At 67.2% G+C, this 16,596-nt stretch carries 11 protein-coding genes; 8 read left to right on the top strand and 3 right to left on the bottom strand.

What is annotated here, in order from left to right; genetic code table 11:
- Positions 1-50 precede the first annotated feature (50 nt).
- Positions 51-824, top strand: coding sequence for a phosphotransferase family protein (locus ACWGJB_RS26520; RefSeq protein WP_453382581.1), 774 nt, complete (start codon positions 51-53; stop codon positions 822-824).
- A 34-nt stretch (positions 825-858) separates the two neighbouring features.
- On the opposite strand, the gene ACWGJB_RS26515 is transcribed toward ACWGJB_RS26520, so the two are convergent.
- The gene (locus ACWGJB_RS26515; RefSeq protein ID WP_453382580.1) at positions 859-1,821 is read right to left on the bottom strand and encodes an FAD-dependent oxidoreductase; all 963 of its coding nucleotides are present in this window, start codon (positions 1,819-1,821) and stop codon (positions 859-861) included.
- A 58-nt stretch (positions 1,822-1,879) separates the two neighbouring features.
- Positions 1,880-2,545: a YdcF family protein gene (locus ACWGJB_RS26510; RefSeq protein ID WP_193380647.1), complete on the bottom strand. Its 666-nt coding sequence runs from the start codon at positions 2,543-2,545 to the stop codon at positions 1,880-1,882.
- A gap of 173 nt (positions 2,546-2,718) precedes the next feature.
- On the opposite strand from ACWGJB_RS26510, the gene ACWGJB_RS26505 reads away from it, so the two are divergent.
- The 6 genes from ACWGJB_RS26505 to ACWGJB_RS26480 all read left to right on the top strand — a co-directional run bounded on the left by ACWGJB_RS26505 (position 2,719) and on the right by ACWGJB_RS26480 (position 8,905).
- Positions 2,719-3,921: a helix-turn-helix domain-containing protein gene (locus tag ACWGJB_RS26505; protein WP_453382579.1), complete on the top strand. Its 1,203-nt coding sequence runs from the start codon at positions 2,719-2,721 to the stop codon at positions 3,919-3,921.
- Positions 3,922-4,480: 559 nt separating this feature from the next.
- On the top strand, positions 4,481-5,065 hold the full coding sequence (locus ACWGJB_RS26500) for a helix-turn-helix domain-containing protein (protein ID WP_453382578.1): 585 nt from the start codon (positions 4,481-4,483) through the stop codon (positions 5,063-5,065).
- 481 nt (positions 5,066-5,546) lie between these two features.
- Positions 5,547-5,903 (top strand): hypothetical protein, encoded by a 357-nt coding sequence (locus ACWGJB_RS26495; RefSeq protein ID WP_099964115.1) that lies wholly within the window; start codon positions 5,547-5,549, stop codon positions 5,901-5,903.
- A 5-nt stretch (positions 5,904-5,908) separates the two neighbouring features.
- Complete coding sequence (locus ACWGJB_RS26490) at positions 5,909-7,210, top strand: radical SAM protein (RefSeq protein ID WP_383902218.1); 1,302 nt, start codon at positions 5,909-5,911, stop codon at positions 7,208-7,210.
- Positions 7,186-8,112: a radical SAM protein gene (locus ACWGJB_RS26485; protein ID WP_453382577.1), complete on the top strand. Its 927-nt coding sequence runs from the start codon at positions 7,186-7,188 to the stop codon at positions 8,110-8,112. The genes ACWGJB_RS26490 and ACWGJB_RS26485 overlap by 25 nt, the downstream gene beginning before the upstream one ends.
- 7 nt (positions 8,113-8,119) lie before the next feature.
- Positions 8,120-8,905, top strand: a complete 786-nt coding sequence (locus tag ACWGJB_RS26480) for a hypothetical protein (protein WP_383902224.1) — start codon at positions 8,120-8,122, stop codon at positions 8,903-8,905.
- Between the two features lie 57 nt (positions 8,906-8,962).
- Here the strand turns inward: ACWGJB_RS26480 and aspS are convergent, their stop codons facing one another.
- On the bottom strand, positions 8,963-10,285 hold the full coding sequence (aspS, locus tag ACWGJB_RS26475; RefSeq protein WP_453382576.1) for an aspartate--tRNA(Asn) ligase: 1,323 nt from the start codon (positions 10,283-10,285) through the stop codon (positions 8,963-8,965).
- A gap of 574 nt (positions 10,286-10,859) precedes the next feature.
- Here aspS and ACWGJB_RS26470 point away from each other — a divergent pair.
- Complete coding sequence (locus ACWGJB_RS26470) at positions 10,860-16,196, top strand: sacsin N-terminal ATP-binding-like domain-containing protein (protein WP_453382575.1); 5,337 nt, start codon at positions 10,860-10,862, stop codon at positions 16,194-16,196.
- The last annotated feature ends 400 nt before the right edge of the window (positions 16,197-16,596 follow it).

Raw genomic sequence — 16,596 nt, 5'->3', positions numbered from 1 at the left:
CAGGTCTGACAGACCGCTCCCTCGTCCCGCTTCACCACCACGCCACGTCCGTGTTCCTGCTCGCCGCGGAAGGCGTTGTGGTGCGCGTCAGTCCCGCCTCACAGCAGCAGCGCCTCGCGACCGCCGTCGCCCTCACGCGCTGGCTCGTCGCGAACGACTTCCCGGCGACAGAGCCTGTGGATGTACCCCAGCCGGTGGCATACGACCCATATGTTGTCACGTTCTGGCGGCACTACCCGCAACCGGAACACGGCGCACCTCCGCCCGGGCGGTTGGGCGATCTACTGAGAACGCTGCATTCCCTACCGTCCCCGCCGGTGTCACTGCCGCGGCACCAACCGCTTGCCTCACTCAAGACCGCCGTGGAAGCCAGTACCTACCTGGCGTCGAACGAACGGGTGTGGCTCATGGAGCGCAGGCAGGATCTCCTCCACGCATACGAACAGCTGGAATTTCCCTTGGGGCAGGGGCACATCCACGGCGACGCATATCCGGGCAACACGCTCTGGGACGGCGAGGACGTAAGGCTCGGAGACTGGGACGAGGCGGCATTCGGCCCGCGAGAGATCGACTTGGCTAATACGTTCCAAGGAGTCCGCTTCGGGCGAAGCGTCGGACAACTGGATGATTTCAGCGAACGGTACGGTTACGACTTCCGGCAGTGGTCTGGTCAATCGGTTCTCTGTGAAATCCGAGACCTTCACACACTCGGGTCCTTCATTCGACGCGCGGATCAAGGAGATACTGCTGCTACCCAGCAGTTGTCGTACCGTATTGAGACGCTCAGAAACATGGATACCCAAGCTCAATGGGGCGCCGCCTGAAAGAGTACAGGACTCTCGAAGGTCAGGCACCAATTCACGGCGCATTCATCGTGGCCACCATACCGACGATCTCGCGTGCGCAGCCCCACGACAGCGTGACGCCGCTTCCGCCGTGTCCGTAGTTGTGGAGCACGGTGATCATTTTTCCGTGGTTCTCCGCCTCGACGCGCACTTCGGGACGAGTGGGCCTGGCCCCCACTCGGTGGGCGACGACGCGTGCTTTCGCCAGTGCGGGTCTGATCGAAGCGCTGCGGTCCAGGATGGCTCGAGCGGCTTCGGGATCGTCCTGCAGACCCGCCTCACCGTCGAGCGCGGTTCCGCCAAGTACCACCGTGTCGCCGTGCGGGTAGATGCAGAGGAGATCGGAAGACGGACCCGTGTCCTCGGAGAAGAACTCCGTGATGCCGGGGTTCTCCACGACCACGTGCTGACCCCGGATCGGTCGGACATCGGGGTCCCCAGCGAGTTCCCCGCCTCCCAGACCCGCACAGTTAACGATCACGGAGGCATCTTCGAATTCGTCCAGTGAACCGATCACCGCGTGCTGCACCGTCCCTCCCGCCTTCTTGAAACGGCGGAGCAGGTAATCCAGGTAGACCGGCATATCGATGAGAGGCACCGTGAACCGGTAGCCGCTTGCGAAACCGGCGGGCAACTCGTCCGGTTCGCACATGCGGAAGTCAGGCAGCATCGTGCTCCACTCAGGCGCCGGCGTGGGATTGCGAGCCGCCTCGGTCCCGCTGACCATGCGCACGCCGGTCGTGGGGTCGCCTGCGAGGCTCTGGAATTCGCTGAGGGAGGTGAGACTCCACTCGCGTACTCGTGCCCACGGCTCGACAAGGTACGGCCCCCACATCGCCCCAGCAGCGAGGGACGTAGGACCAGGGATCTCTGCCGCCACCAGCCGTACGGGCACCCCTGCTTCGAGGAGGGCAACACCCGTGGTCAGGCCAGAGACGCCCCCACCGACAACGGCGATTCTCGTACCCACAGACATAGATCGACCGTAGCCTGCCGCCAGGCGCGGGCTCCTCTGAGGCGGGGTGGACCGACGCTCAGGCCCGTTCCGCCTCTTCCGATACGAGTCGGCTCGTGAAGCCGTCGCTACGCAACCGTTCGAAAGCCGCCGCCACGTCGTCGGGAATCGCCTGCTCGATCATGAACCCTTGTTGCGGGTACACCATGAGCCGCTGCTGGGCCCCCACCAGCATGTCGATGACCAGACGGGCATCCTGGATCGAATCGACGTACTCGGAGAGCGCCATGGGCGTGGAGGCGCTCACCCACTCGACATCCGGCCAGAGCTTTCGCGCCGTCGCGTAGGCCCGTCGCTCCTCGTACGGCTTGCTGACCAGCAGGACTGACGAGACGGGAACACGCTGTGCTTCGAGCAGAGCGCGGGAGAAACGGATGTTCTGACCCGTGTTCCGGGCCTTCGGCTCGACGATGATGGCGCTCTCAGGCACCCCGAGCGCCACCGCACGGTCCCGATAGTGTTCGGCCTCACCTCGGGGCATCCGCTCACGCGTCGTACGGCTGGTCGCTCCGGTGAAGACGATGAGCGGCGCCATGCCACGGTGGTAGAGGTCTGCGGTGGTGTCGGCCACTCCGAGGTCATGGCTGCCGAGTCCGATCGCCACGGAGCAAGGTCGCAGCTCGTGACCCATCTGCTGGAAGTCCCACAGCCGCCGAGCATCCGCCCATGCCTGCGTTGAGATCACTTGCTCTCGCCCTCCATGTTCGCCGAGGACCTGCTCCCCGCTGTTGCCCTCCGATGGGGTCAGCCTACGTTCCAGATCACACGCGCCGTCAGATGATGGTTCTCCTGTTCCCGCGCGCTCACGCCGTGTGAAACTCGATCGAGCAGGCTGAGGGGAGCACGCCAATGCGGGGAATGACCGACCATCTTCCGTTCGGCAAGCGAGTCCGGTTCTACCGGAAACGCCGAGGTCTGAGCCAAAGGCAGCTCGGCGAACTTCTGGGACGCTCTGAGGACTGGGTGTACAGGATCGAGTCCGAACGCATACCGGTGAATAACGTGAAGATGCTCGCGGACCTGGCACACGCTCTGCGAGTGCACGTTGAGGACCTTCAGGGCACGCCGACGCTCTTGGACGACCGCGGTCGTCACGTGGCCAGCATCCCGGCGATTCGCACCGCACTCATGCAGTCGCGACGGCTGGCGGGCTCGCTGTACGACGGCCGTGAAACCGTGCGCCTCGAACGTCTCTCGTTCGCAGTCGACGAAGCCTGGCGGCTCTTTCAGGATTGCCAGTTCGCGCGCCTTGGAGAGTGCTTGCCCGGGCTACTCGCGGACGCCCGGCTGGCAACACAGGAGCGCACGGCTGGCGCTGGACACGTCGAAGCACTCCGATTGTTCGCACTGACCTGCCACGTGGCAGCGGTACTTCTACGAAAGGTGGGTGAGACCAACCTGGCCTGGACCGCTGTAGACCAAGGCGACATGGCGGCCGCAGAGTCCGAAGACCCCGCCACAATGCTCGCTCTGCGCCGAGGTGTCGCGCATGTTCAACTCGGCGCCGGCATGTCGGCAGAGGCGGTGAACGTCACCCTCGACGCGGCAGACGACCTCGAACCCGGTTGGTGGCGCTCCACGCCGGCTTCTCTCTCCCTGTACGGGACCCTGTTCCTCAACGGAGCCGTCGCAGCAGCCCGGATGCGGAACCGGGCGCTGGCAGATCACATGATGGGTAAAGCCCAAGAAGCAGCGCACCTGCTCGGCGGCGACTCCAACGCGATGTGGACCTCCTTCGGGCCCGGCAACGTAGAGATCCACCGGCTGGCGCTCGCCCTGGAATTCGAGGACGTCCAACTGGCCGTGGACGTAGCGCCGAGAGTCAGAGCGGCAGGACTGCCGGTAGAACGAAGGGGGCGGGCGCGACTGGATGTTGCCCGCGCCTATGCTGAGGTAGGGCGGACAGATGAGGCGATAGACCATCTCAAGCGCGCCTACCGAACCGCTCCCGAGCAGATCAAGGCACATGAGTTCGCTCGGGACCTAGCTCGTCGGCTCCACAAGCGATCCCGCCGTCAGGATGTCCAGGACCTGGCCATGCGGCTCGGCGCCATCAAGTAGCGCTTGCTGTAGAGAGGTTCGTTGGCGGACCCGGAAAAAACCTCCGGGTCCGCCTCCCCATCGGCTTCTACGGTCGTTGCGACCAAGCCACTTGTACGGGGAGGCATCGCAGTGCCTGTGACCTACCAGCCGGATGATGGCGTCGGTCCCAAGAACAGAAGTGCGGTGGTGCTCCGCTGGAGTCGCCATCCGCGCTGCGTCGGCCTTGCGCGTCGTGAACTCCGTAAGGCGCTGGACGGTTGGGGTCTATCAAGTATTGAAGACCCAGCCGTCCTCGTTCTCTCGGAGCTCTTAACCGACGCAGTACGCCATGGTGTTGCGCGGCCGGACGCAGAGATCGAGACTCGGTATCTGCGAGTCGGAAGTGGCCTGCGCATCGAGGTGTCTGACACAGTCCACGAATTACGCCAGCTGACGGCAAGTTCCTCGGAGCCAGATGGAAATCCCCGGCTGAGGCTCGTAGACGCCATGGCCGACCGGTGGAAAATGAACGACCCTATCCGGCTTGGTACATCGGCGTGGGCAGAGATCGACTTTCCGTCGCAGACCGGTGCCCCCGATGTCGACTGATGCCAGCCATCGCTTTCCGCTCGCCTTGGCAGTAGACGAGGAAACCCGCAGGATCCCGACACTCGCAGGCGCAAAGACGGTTGAGGCGGGGATACGGGAAGGAAGCCCCTCGTCCTCGTCTGAGACGGATACCACTGAACGGCATGGACGCCAGTGTCGATGGTGTCGACGCCCCCTGAGCCGATACAACAATGAGCCGTTCTGCAGCGCTTGTTCGCGACATGTACCAGCTACCCCTTCGCCACCGCCCCAGGTGGAGCCAGAGGTCTGGCAGCGAGTAGACGTTCGGGAAGCTCTCTGGGCCCGTGACTTTGGCCGAGTGTGCCACCTTGTGCGAATCGGAAGCTCACTACGCCAGAGTGATATGGCGGAGCTCACGGGTCTGAGCCAAGCCTTTCTGTCCATGCTGGAGTCAGGGGTACGAAGACTCACCAACATCGACAAGATCGTCGAACTACTTGCTGGACTCAACACTCCGGCGGAACTCACCGGCCCCATGCTCCAACCGCTGACAGCGGAAGGCCGACCGTGCGGCCCGTCACTCACAGGGAAGAAAGGGGGATGGCCGGCGTGACGCTCGGCCCGGTAGACCACTCCAGCGACATCGAGAGGGTGCTGTTCGCGTAGAAGGGAAGGAGGGCCTTTTGGCCGCTTCCGTGGCCAGAACCGTCGGAAGACCCGAGCGGTTGGCTATTGCGCCCGGAATCCAAGGATTCAGACGAGATCCACGAAGATAGCTGATAAGTCCGCCGGTCAGATCGCGCCGCCTTACGGCTCGCCGAGCCAGGCATCGATACCCTGCAAGGCCCTTATGGGGACGTGGTCGGGTTGCCCCGGACGATTAGGTCGACGGGCGGGCCAGTGCGTGTCAGCAGTCGAAGGATTGCAACTTAGCGTACTCGCGTGATCCCGCGGATATCACCTCCGTGATATCACCCCCGAGATGTGCTCGCCCTGCGAATCCGGAGCACCCTCATGAGGGGCCCGAACTCCAGGCCTGCACAGCACGACATCAGATCCGAAATGCGCCGCGCCAGCGATAGGAGATGAGTGCCATGCCGACACCACGACGAAACAAGAACGATCACCTGCTCTACGCCGACGTCGTCGATTCCAAGCAGAAGGCCGGAGTCTGGATGGGCGAGCGTGACGCCTTCCAGGCCAAGCAGGCCGAGATCCTGGAAGCGGTGAAGGATCAGGCGGACTGGGTCCCGGTCGAGAACGCCATCATGGTGGTCAGCACCGAGCCCGCCGGCATCACGGTCATCGCCCCGAACCCGACCCTCCCCGGCGTGATCGTCCTCGCCGACGGAGGTTCACCGGAGGCCTCAGCACAGCTGCAGGCCGCCGGTGAGGAGCTCGTCCGCAAGGTTATGGCCGAGCGCGGCATCCTCGAAGAGGAAGCCGCGTAACACAGATGGTCACCTCACAGCTCCTGTGGGGGAAGTACATCCAGTACGTCCGGGATGGCGAGGGCGCTCTCCTCGACCCGGTCACGCTGGACAGTGTGTACCTCGACCGCGGGGAGGTCACCGACCTCTCCGCGGTTCCCCCGACCGCGACCCACAAAGCTCTCGCCGAGCTCGGCTTCACGCCCGACAGCCCTCGCGCTGATCAGCGTGAAGCACTCCATAACCGGCTCCACCAACTCGACCTGGATCCCGTCCCCGTACGGATCAGCGGCCTGCGCGTCGTCCTCACCGACGCCTGCAACATGAAGTGCAGCTACTGCTTCGTCGAGACCAACACCGGCAAGCCGGACATGACCGAGCAGGAAATCGCCGACGGCCTGACCTACCTCTTCGAGACGAACGCCGGTCGCGACGAGGTAGCCATCCAGTGGTTCGGCGGCGAACCGACGACCCGCTTCGACCTGATGCAACACGGGGACACCCTCGCGGACTCTCTCGCCGCGCAGTACGACGTCAAACGGGTCCGCCGAACAGTCGTCACCAACGGGGCCCGCATCACCGACGCCATGATCGACCACTTCGCCCGGTACGAGTACGGCGTCGGGATCTCGATCGACGGACCGCCCGCCATCAACGCCGAGCACCGGCGGCTCCTGGGCGGGCAACCGGCCGACGACCGGATTCGGCGCAACGTCCGCCGACTCCTCGACGCAGGCGGCATCCATGTGGGCTGCAACCTGACCCCCACACCCGCGAACATCGGCCGCCTGGCCGAAACCGTCACCTGGATCATCGACGACCTCGGGTTGAAGTTCATCTACGCCAACACCCCGATACCCACCAGCGGACGCTGGACGGTCAAGGGCAGGGAACTGGCCAGGGAGCTGTACCAAGCACGCCTCGTCGCCCTCGGGCGTGGCGGGATGATGTTCTCCGTCCTCGACCGGGCATTCCAGGCCCTCGACCGGCGCCGCCCCATGCTCTTCGACCACATCCAGAGCGACCGGACCCTGAACGTCGCCCTGCTGCCCGGCAACCGAGTCAGCCTCTGCGACATCAACTTCACCGCACCCTCCTTCCTGCACACCCTCGACGAACTGCGTGCGGACCCGAACCTGCTGGGCGGCATCGCCAAGAACGTCGCCCCCATCCCCGAGTGTGGCCAGTGCCCGGCTCTGGCGATCTGCGGGGGACCCTCACGCAACGAACAACTCCTGATTCGCGGAGACCGGCCGGACCCGCAGATGTGCGACTTCTACAAGAGCACCGTGGAGATCGCCGTATGGGACAGCACGGGGGTGCAGTGAACACCGTCACCCACCCCGAGCGCCCACCCTCGCCAGTCCGGCAGCGGTTCCGCTCCGCGCTCATCAGCACCGCCGGCCACTGCAAGATCGCCTGCGGATTCTGCTTCCGAGCCGACCGAGCCCACGGCTTCCTCGACATCCCCACCTACACCCGGGCACTGTCCCGACTGAAGGAGACGGGTGTCGAAGCGATCTGCCTGACCGGCGGCGAACCCACGCACCACCCCCAACTCCGCCAGCTCGTACGGCTCGCCCACCAGTTCGGGATTCCCGTGTCGATCGTCACCTCGGCCCGAGACCCCGAAGACGTAGACCGGTTGGCCGACAGCGCGCGCCTACTCGCGAACGTCACCGTGTCCGCCGACTCGGCCGGTGCCATGGAACTCGGGCGCACCACCCGTTCCGTGGCATCGGCGATCGCGACGCTCGATCAAGTCCCTACGGCAGAGAGAGTTCTCCACCTCACGTACTGGAAGCTCACAGCCCAGGAGTGCCAGGACATCTACGAGGGCGTCGACAAGTCAGGAGTCCAGATCCAGCTCAGCCCGGTGGCGCTCGACGACACGGCACGCCAGCGTGCCGGCTCCACCTTCTACAACTACCTGGCCCAGCAGCGGGAGGACACCGACCTTCTCGGACGCTACTTCCAGCTCACCCTGCGGTTCCAGGAGTACCTCACCGCCCTGCGAGCCATGCACCTGTACCCCGAGCGACGGCCCTCCTGCGCGTCCGCGACGCTGTACGTGTCCGCCAGCGGCGAGATCCGCCGCTGCCCCTACGGCAAAACGGGGGTGAGCGTGCGCGCGCCTCGCGCGGAGATCAGTCGCTTTCTCCACGCCGAACCGCAGGACCGGACCACCCCAGAGTGCGCGGCCATCTGCCGCGCCGACGACACCCCGTGAGTGGACGATGACGACCCCAGTCACCACACCAGAAGAGTTCATCGAACGGTGGCGGACCCCTCCCAACAAGCGCGTCAGCAACGTCCTCACCGCCACCGGCTTCAGCTTTCCGCCCGCCCTTGACGTCCTCGACGCCGTCCGGCAGGACGAGGAAGTGCGCTTCACCATCCTCGGAGACGAGGACTGGTCCGTACGCATGGACCGTACGTCGGCCTTCCGCACAGCCCCGGTCGAAGAAGTGGCCACCTGGACGTTCCGCCTCGTCCACTTCAACCTCACCCGCTTCTACGACGGACTCCTCAGCGGATTCCAAGAGCAGGTCATGGTCCCCTGGCGAACCCGGCTGTCGAGCTGGGGGTTCACGTGGCAACGGTGCGCGCCGCTGCTGTTCATCTCCACGGGCGGTGCCTCCTCGACGTACCACAACGACAACTCGCACGGGCTCGTGTGGCAGATCGAGGGCACGAAGACGTTCCACAGCTACAGGGACCCCGACCAGCACCTCACGGCCGAGGCCGCTGTGGTGGGCGAGACCACCGCAGAGGAACCGCCCGAACACGACCCGGCCGACCGCGAGTCCGTACGGATGGGGCCCGGTGACCGACTGTGGAGCCACGCCCTGACCCCGCACTGGGTGACCACCGAGTCCCCGCTCGCGATGAGCGTCACCCTCTCCCACGGCGGTCTATGCCGCCAAGGCCGCTTCGCTGAGCGTGAATTGGCACTCCGCGCTTACTGGGACCAGCACCCCGACGAGGCGTGGAAGCTCGATCTGCGTAACGTCCGCTACTGACCGGGCCGGGGCCGCTGCACCCTTCAGAGGAAGCAGCGGCCCCGGCCCTTGGCGTGACTACGGGGTGAGCCGGTTAGGACCACGGAACAGGAACGTGGCCTCCCGGATCGACTCGAGGCCGAGCATCACCATCAGGACCCGCCCGAGCCCCATGCCCAGACCGCCGTGCGGCGGGCACCCGTACCGGAACGCGTTCAGGTAGTCCTGCAGCGGCTCGGTGCTCATCCCCTTCTCCGCAGCCTGCTTCAAGAGCACGTCGTAGCGGTGCTCACGCTGCGCTCCGGTCGTGACCTCCAGGCCCTTCCACAGCAGGTCGAAGCTGAGCGTCACACCCGGGTTGTCCGTCGGCCGCATGTGGTAGAAGGGCCGGATGCTTGTCGGATAGTGCGTGACGAACACCCACTCGTGGCCGGTCTGCTCTTTGATGTGCGCTGCGACCCCGCGTTCGCCCTCCGGGTCCAGGTCCTCCTTCACACCCGCCGGGTCCCAGCCCTTGGATCGAAGGATCTCCTGCGTCTCAGCCATCGTGATCCGCGGGAACGGTGTCGTCGGCACCGTGACCTCGACACCGAATGTCTCCTGGATCGCCTCACCGTGTGCGTCGGCGACCTTGGCGATGGCATGAGCAAGCATCTGCTCCTCGAACACCATCACGTCCTCGACCCCGTCGATCCACGCCAACTCCACGTCCACACCAGTGAATTCGGTGGCGTGCCGGGAAGTGAACGACGGCTCAGCGCGGAAGACAGGCCCGATCTCGAAGACCTTGTCGACACCGGCCGAGATCGCCATCTGCTTGAAGAACTGGGGCGACTGCGCCAGGTAGGCGGAGCGGTCGAAGTAGCCGAGCTTGAATACCTCAGCGCCCGACTCCGAGGCGGTGCCCATCAGCTTCGGGGTGTGCATCTCGGTGCACCCCTGCCGATAGGCGTACTCGCGCATCCCTTGCTCGAAGGTGGTCTGCACAGCGAACAGCAGCTGCGCCTGGGGCCGGCGCCGTACGTCCAGGAACCGCCAGTCCAGGCGATGTTCGAGTCCGGTCTGGTCGTCGATGGGTAGTGGTGTTTCTGCCCGGTTCAGAACCTCGACTGATTCCGGGAGGATCTCCAGGCCGCCGAGTTTCACGATCCGGTTGTCCACCACGCGACCGGTGATCCGGACCGCGGACTCAGGTGTCAGCCCCTCCAGCGCGGCCTCAACCTCGTCACCTTCGCCGCCGCGTTTGTGGGTGACCTGAACCATGCCGGTGTGGTCACGCACCACGACGAATTGCATCTTGCGCTGCAGGCGGAGCGTGTTCACCCAGCCCGACACAGAAACGGTCTGCCCGACGTGTTCTCGCAGGTCGGACACCAGTACACGGCTAGTCGTGTGGATCATCGCAGCCCTCCAAGGGGCGTCGTCATGATCCCTTGGGGGCGCGGACGAGAAGGGTACTCGCGGTGCCACCGCGCCTTTACCGCAGCTCAAAGAGCCACAGCCTCATTCGTGCCCGATGACGGGGGCCAGCCGGCGGGGCATTAGGCCTTCCGTGAGGCCGTTCCTCCCCGCGCTCAGGAGGGTCTTCACCTCGGGGCGCAAGGCCGCCTTCCCAGCTACCAGCGGCTCTCTCTGCTTGCGTGATCCCGCAGCTACTCGTCTCCTTCAACGCGTTGCTGTTGAGCATAGCGGGGCTGGCAGGGATACGACAGCAAGATCACGCGAACGAGGCAGCCTGACACCAATCGGCCACCTTCTAGCACCCGCCTCTGACAATTCGGGCTGCCGAAGGGCTTCTTTCAGTCGTCCCGCCGTTCACCACATCTGAGGGTGCCCGGACGTCGCAGGGGACGCAGCCGGCCCCACCCCCCTTTCGCATCGACATGTGAGCTTTCAAGGAATTGGCCGGAAAACGTGGCTGGTGCCCCCTTCCGGACACACTGATGAGCACGATTCCCGGCAGGCACGCACAGGCATGCCGGTTCAGCGAGGGGGAACGGCCATTACACCGACGCAAGGCAGTGGATCAGGGGCGGGGTTCGGGGACGCGATCACCGCCCTGACACGACGGCGGATCGAGATCTTCGACGGGGCGGGAGGAGACTGGCGCTTCGCCGAGAGCCTGAAGTCCGTCAGCGAGGACACGGCCAAGGAGTACGAGGGCCGCACCATCCTGGAGCTCATCCAGAACGGACACGACGCCCTAGCCGCGGGCGGCACCGGCAGGATCGCCGTGCTGGCGACCCGCCACCAGGACGGCGGCGGTGTCCTGTACGTCGCCAACGAAGGCACCGGATTCACCGTGGAGAACTTCAAGGCCATCACCGAACTGGCCCTCTCCAGCAAGGAAGCCGGTGAGGGCATCGGCAACAAGGGGCTCGGCTTCCGCAGTGTGCTGCAGCTGACCGACTGGCCGGAGATCTACTCCAAGGCGTCGCCCGCCTCCGACTCGTTCGACGGCTACTGCTTCCGTTTCGCCCGACCGGACGACATCCACGCCGTCGTCGACGACCCGGCCCTCGCCGCCCGGGTGATCAAGGATGTCTCCCCGCTGGCACTGCCGGTGCCCGCCGAGGCCGCGGACCCCGTGCTCAAGGAACTCGCCACGGACGGCTACGCGACCGTCGTACGACTGCCGCTGCGCAACGACCACGCCTGGAGCCTCGTCGTGGCGCAGGCCGAGAACGTGGTGGACGACGAGGCGCCCCTGCTGCTCTTCCTCGACCGCGTACGGGAACTGGTCGTGGAGATCCGTGACGGGGCCGAGGACGGCACACGACATGTGCTGTCACGTGCCCAACGCCCCTGCGACATGGTCGCGTCCCGGACCGCGGACTGGATCAGCGAGGTCGACCTCGGTGACGCCGGGCGGTATCTGCTGGCACGGCGGACCCTGGACGCCGAGGCGCTGCGCGTGGCGATCGAGCGCAGCGTCGAGGTCCACGGGATCGACGCGAAATGGCTGGACTGGCAGGGCGAGGCGTGGGTCGGTGTCGCGCTCCGACTGGACCGGCCGCTGTCGCGGAACGGCCGGATGTACACTTTCATCCCGATGTCGGAGGCGTCCTCCGCGCCGTTCCCGGGCCACGCCCACGCGCCGTTCTTCACCAAGCTCGCCCGGCTCGACATCAGCGAGGCGGTGGCCCTCAACGATCTGCTGCTCGACCAACTGGCGGTTCTCTGCGTGGAATCGGCCAGACGCCTGCGTACCGAGACCCCGCACGCCCGCGCCGGGGACCTCGTCCTCGACCTCATGTGCTGGGACACTCCGGCCCGCCTCGGCAAGGCGGTGGACGGGCGGCTCGCCGTCGAGCCGTTCCTCCCCCTGGAGCGCGGGGAGTCCTGGGGCACTCTGAGGGACACCTACGCCTGGCCGGACGGCCGACGCCCCTGGCGGGTCCTCACCGCCGGGGCGCTCGCCAGGGCCGGAGCCCATCTGCTGGCCGCCTCCGCGGGCCAGGTCCGGCACGCCCGTGCCGACCGGCTGGCCAAGGCGGTCGTCTCCCGGGCCCTGCGTCCTCCGCTGCTCAGGACCGCCGACTGGGCCGAGGCGGTGGCCGAGGAGATCCGGGCAGAAGGCGGCGAGTCGCCGAGCCCGCGCTGGGCGGACTTCTACAACGACCTCGCCCAGGCCTTCACCGGCCAGCACACCGCGCTGCGGGGTCGACGGATCGTCCTCGACCAGGACGGCGGCCTGCGGCCGGCGCTCGGCGGTGCGGCGGAGCAGGGAAAGAAGGGCCAGAAGGAAGGCACCGTCTTCTTCCACCCCGGGGACGAGCACGACGACGCCGGCACCCGCGTCCCCGGCGACCTCAAGGCGCTGCGCCGCCGTATCGCCTTCACCCACCCCGACATCACCTGGGAGAGCCCCGGACGGGACTTCCTGCTGCGGGGCGGGCTGGTCCGCTCCTACCAGCTGGACCAGGTCCTCGACGCGCTGCACGACCTGCTCGGGGCACGGCCCTCGGAGGCCCTCAGCCGCGACGCCCTCACCTTCGCCCTGCGGCAGTTCCCGGCGCTCACGCCGGGGCAGCGCGACCGGCTGTCGCGGATCGCCTTCCGGGTGCCGCTCGCCGACGGCGGCTGGGCGAGGGCGGCACGCTGCTCGTACTCACCGGGCTGGGGCACCGAAGGCGCGCAACGGCTGGAGAGGTTCCTCAAAGCGGGCGGTTCCCGGATCCCCGAGCTGGCGGACCAGCGGCGGCACTGGATCAGCGGCCCCGACGACTGGCCCGCGCCGGTCCGGGACCGGGAGGCGTACCTCGAATTCCTCACGGCCGTCGGCGTGGTCGACGGACTGCGGCTGTCCGTTGTCGGGGACCGCCTGGGAGCCCAGCAGGGGAACGATCTGGCACCCCGTGGCCTGGCCCAGCGGTTCGGCCTCGGCGACGACCTGGGGCCTGTGTGGACGGCGGACGTACGGTCCCGGTGGACCAAGTTCGCCCACCCGTGGACGCCCTACGCGTTCCAGCGGCCACTGGCCCATCTCCCGGGAGCGACCGAGGTGGCGAACCTCGGCCCCACCGCACGGCGGGAGTTCGCCGAACTGCTCATCCTGGGGTTCCGCACCTGGGGCGACGAGGTGTTCGACGTCACCGTGTACCGGCCCGAGCACCCGCACAAGAGGGACGAGCACTCCTGGCCCACACCGTTCGCGTCCTTCCTGCGGCGTACGCCCTGGCTTCCGGTGGAGGACGCCGAGTCGGACGGCCCGGTCTTCGTCACGCCCGGCGAGGCGTGGTTCAGCACCGACGGGGAACTACCCGGCTTCGTCCCCTCGTTGCCGCTGCCGACCCGGCGGCTTCTCACCGACAGGATCGCGGCCGCCCGGCTGCGCCGGTGCGGGCTGCGGAGCTGGGAGGACCCTCGGCACGCCGGAGCGGCCGTCAAGCACCTCGGCGAGATCCTCCACCGGGGAGACGTGCCGACGCACCTGAGCGTCTCCTTCAAGAAGCACTACGGGCGGGCGTGGTCGCACCTCGCGCAGAACACCCGCTGGCCGTGGCTCATCGGTGAGGAGGTACGGCTCGTGGTCAGTCGCGGCAACGCCCTCGGCACCTTCGTACCGACGGCCGAGGACGTGGCCGTGCACGTCTGCGACGAGCAGGCGCCGCTGAAGGAGGCACTCGTCGAACTGGCGGGCCATCCCGTCCTGGTCGCCGGACCGGAGAGCGGGGACGCCATCGTGGAGATGGCCGACGCCCACGGCGTCCGCACCCTGCGCACGTCGGCGACCGATGTGCGGGTCCGCCACCGCGACGGCACACCGATCACCCCCAGCGGACACGCCGACACGCTCATCGACGGCAGGGAATGGCTGGTCACGGTGGTGGCCCTAGCCGTGGAACTGAAGTCCGGGTCGTTCCTGCGCCGCAGCGAGCGCGGTGTGCGGGCCCTGCTGGAGCGGCTGCGCACCGTGCGCGTCGTGCGCGCCGACGAGGTAGAGGTCGTCATCTCGGGCGTGCTCACCGAACCACCGCCCACCACCCGCGCGCTGCCGCTGCCGGACGCAGACCATCCCACGGTCGTCGTCTGGCGCAGCGAGGAGGGCTGGGACGAACTGCAGGCGTGCACGTCCGCGCTCGCCCAACTGCTGGGCAGGCCGGGGCTGCAGGACGCGCTGGAGCTGGTCCTGGTCAAGCTGGAACGGCAGCTCGACACCCATGATCCTGAAAGGATCGACGACCGCACCCTGGCGATGGCACTGGACACGACCGAGGCCAAGGTCGCCGAGATCAGACGCAATCTCACGGGAGACGTGCACGACACGGTACGGCTGCTGCGCCCGGTCCTGTGCTGTCTCCTCGGCTCCGCATGGGACGAGGAGGCGGCGCGGACGCTCGACCGCGCGGCAGGCGAGGACGAACTCGTCCAGATCGTCGACCGGTACACCGCCTCGCTGCCCGTACCGGCCGCCGAACTCGTCGCCCTTGTTCGCTCCTGCACCACACCGGCCGAACTCCGCGACGAACTGGGCCTGGACTTCCAGCGCTTCAACGAGGCGCTCACCACGCTCGGCCCCGGCTACGCCCCCTACTCCCACCCCGATCTCCACGAGCAGGCCTTCGGCGACTTCGTACGCGGCCACGCCGGCACCGTGGTGGACCGGCTGCGGGAACGGTACGTGGCGGCGGCCCGCGACGGCGCGGACCTCTCCGCGTACGCCGGGGCCCGTCGACTCCACGACCTGCTGCCCGACCCCGACTGGCTGCCCCGGTTCGTCACCCCGCCCGAGGACGAGATGCGGGCCAGGACACAGGCCTGGCTGCGCTCGCACGGCGCCGACGACGATCTCGGCCGAACCACCGATCTCCCGCCCGTCGACCGGCTCCGCGAACTCAACAACGCCGCACTGGACCCCCTGGTTCCGGCGCTGGCCCGGCTGGTGTCCGCCTGGTGCCGCCGGCACGGAGCACCCGTACCACCCGGCTGGCAGGGCGCGCCCCTGCTGGAGGCGCGGACCTTCCTCGACGGCTCCGGCCTGAGCGACCTCATCGAGCTGAGCGAGGGACAACTGCTCGACGTGGTGCGGCGCGGTGTGGGCTGGCCGACCGGCATGCCGCTCACCGCCGACGCGGGGCTCCTCGGCCTCACCCCCGCCGACCTGGCGCCCCGGACCGAACCAGCGCAGGGCACCGCCGGATCACGCGGGGCGGGCCCGGCCACGATCATGATCGGCGAGAAGGAGGTCGCCGTGGGACGCGACCACTTCTCGGCCATCGCGGACCTAGCCTCCAGGACCGTCGACGAGGCCTTCCTTGCCCAGTCCGGCAAGGTACGCCTGGACACGGTCGCGCCGGTGACCCAGCCCGGGCGGGGCGGGAGTTCCGGCACGTCGCGGGTGGTCGTGGCCCGTCTGCACCAGGTGAGTGAGGACCAGCGGTCGGCCATCGGTCTGGTCGGGGAGGTCGCAGCACGAGCCTGGCTCCAGCGCCATTACTCCGAGGTGCGCTGGCGGTCGGGGTACGCCGCGGTCATCAACGGCGACCGGGAGGCATCGGACAGCCTGGGGTACGACTTCGAGGTCGCCTGGCGTGACACCACACGGCTGTACGAGGTGAAGGCGCTGAGCGAACCCGTCGGCGAGCGCGTGGAGTTCGAGCTCGGGCCGTCCGAGGTGGATGCCGCGCGCACCCACGCGCGTGGCGGTCGGTACCGGATCCTGCTGATCACCGCCGCCCTGGACCCGGAGCACCGTCAGGTGTTCGAGCTGCCCAACCCGTTCTCGGCGGCCGGTCGCGAGCGGTTCCGGATCGTGGGCAAGGGTCTGCGCTATCAGTGCTCGCCGCTGCGGAACAGCCGACGGCCGTGAGCTGAAGTACACGATGTCCCGCGTGCCGGGGATCGAGCCCGGGCATCCCTGACGAGCTCCCGGCCCTGCACTGCATCCCTCTGACCAGGACGCTCCGCCCCCCAGGGCCGCGACATGCCGATCATCCGGCAGGTCACACACCACCTCTCCGCAGGGCCCACCGTGCCAGCAGATCTGCGGACCTTTTCGCCAGGGATTTCTTGGGAGATATCACGGGAGTGATTTTGGGTAGATGTCATCAAGCTTTACGCTGCGTTGGTCAGGTCCTCGCGCGGATTCGCCCACTCCAAGGGTCAGAATGATCTCGAATGCGTCGGCAATCTGCGCGACTCGGCATACATCATTGCCAATTCTAAGCCGACCTGCTTCACGATAACGGGCCCAGCACCCATGAATGATC

This window comes from Streptomyces sp. NPDC054813 (genome assembly GCF_053611365.1).
Note: the sequence above shows the minus strand (reverse complement) of the source record. Positions and strands in the feature narration are given on the sequence as shown.

What these genes read in the sequence shown, in the direction of transcription:
- ACWGJB_RS26515 (WP_453382580.1), bottom strand. Translation starts at nt 1,821, where the DNA reads ATGTCTGTGGGTACGAGAATCGCCGTTGTCGGTGGGGGCGTCTCTGGC.
- ACWGJB_RS26505 (WP_453382579.1), top strand. Translation starts at nt 2,719, where the DNA reads ATGACCGACCATCTTCCGTTCGGCAAGCGAGTCCGGTTCTACCGGAAA.
- ACWGJB_RS26500 (WP_453382578.1), top strand. Translation starts at nt 4,481, where the DNA reads ATGTCGACTGATGCCAGCCATCGCTTTCCGCTCGCCTTGGCAGTAGAC.
- ACWGJB_RS26495 (WP_099964115.1), top strand. Translation starts at nt 5,547, where the DNA reads ATGCCGACACCACGACGAAACAAGAACGATCACCTGCTCTACGCCGAC.
- ACWGJB_RS26490 (WP_383902218.1), top strand. Translation starts at nt 5,909, where the DNA reads ATGGTCACCTCACAGCTCCTGTGGGGGAAGTACATCCAGTACGTCCGG.
- ACWGJB_RS26485 (WP_453382577.1), top strand. Translation starts at nt 7,186, where the DNA reads ATGGGACAGCACGGGGGTGCAGTGAACACCGTCACCCACCCCGAGCGC.
- ACWGJB_RS26480 (WP_383902224.1), top strand. Translation starts at nt 8,120, where the DNA reads ATGACGACCCCAGTCACCACACCAGAAGAGTTCATCGAACGGTGGCGG.
- aspS (WP_453382576.1), bottom strand. Translation starts at nt 10,285, where the DNA reads ATGATCCACACGACTAGCCGTGTACTGGTGTCCGACCTGCGAGAACAC.
- ACWGJB_RS26470 (WP_453382575.1), top strand. Translation starts at nt 10,860, where the DNA reads ATGCCGGTTCAGCGAGGGGGAACGGCCATTACACCGACGCAAGGCAGT.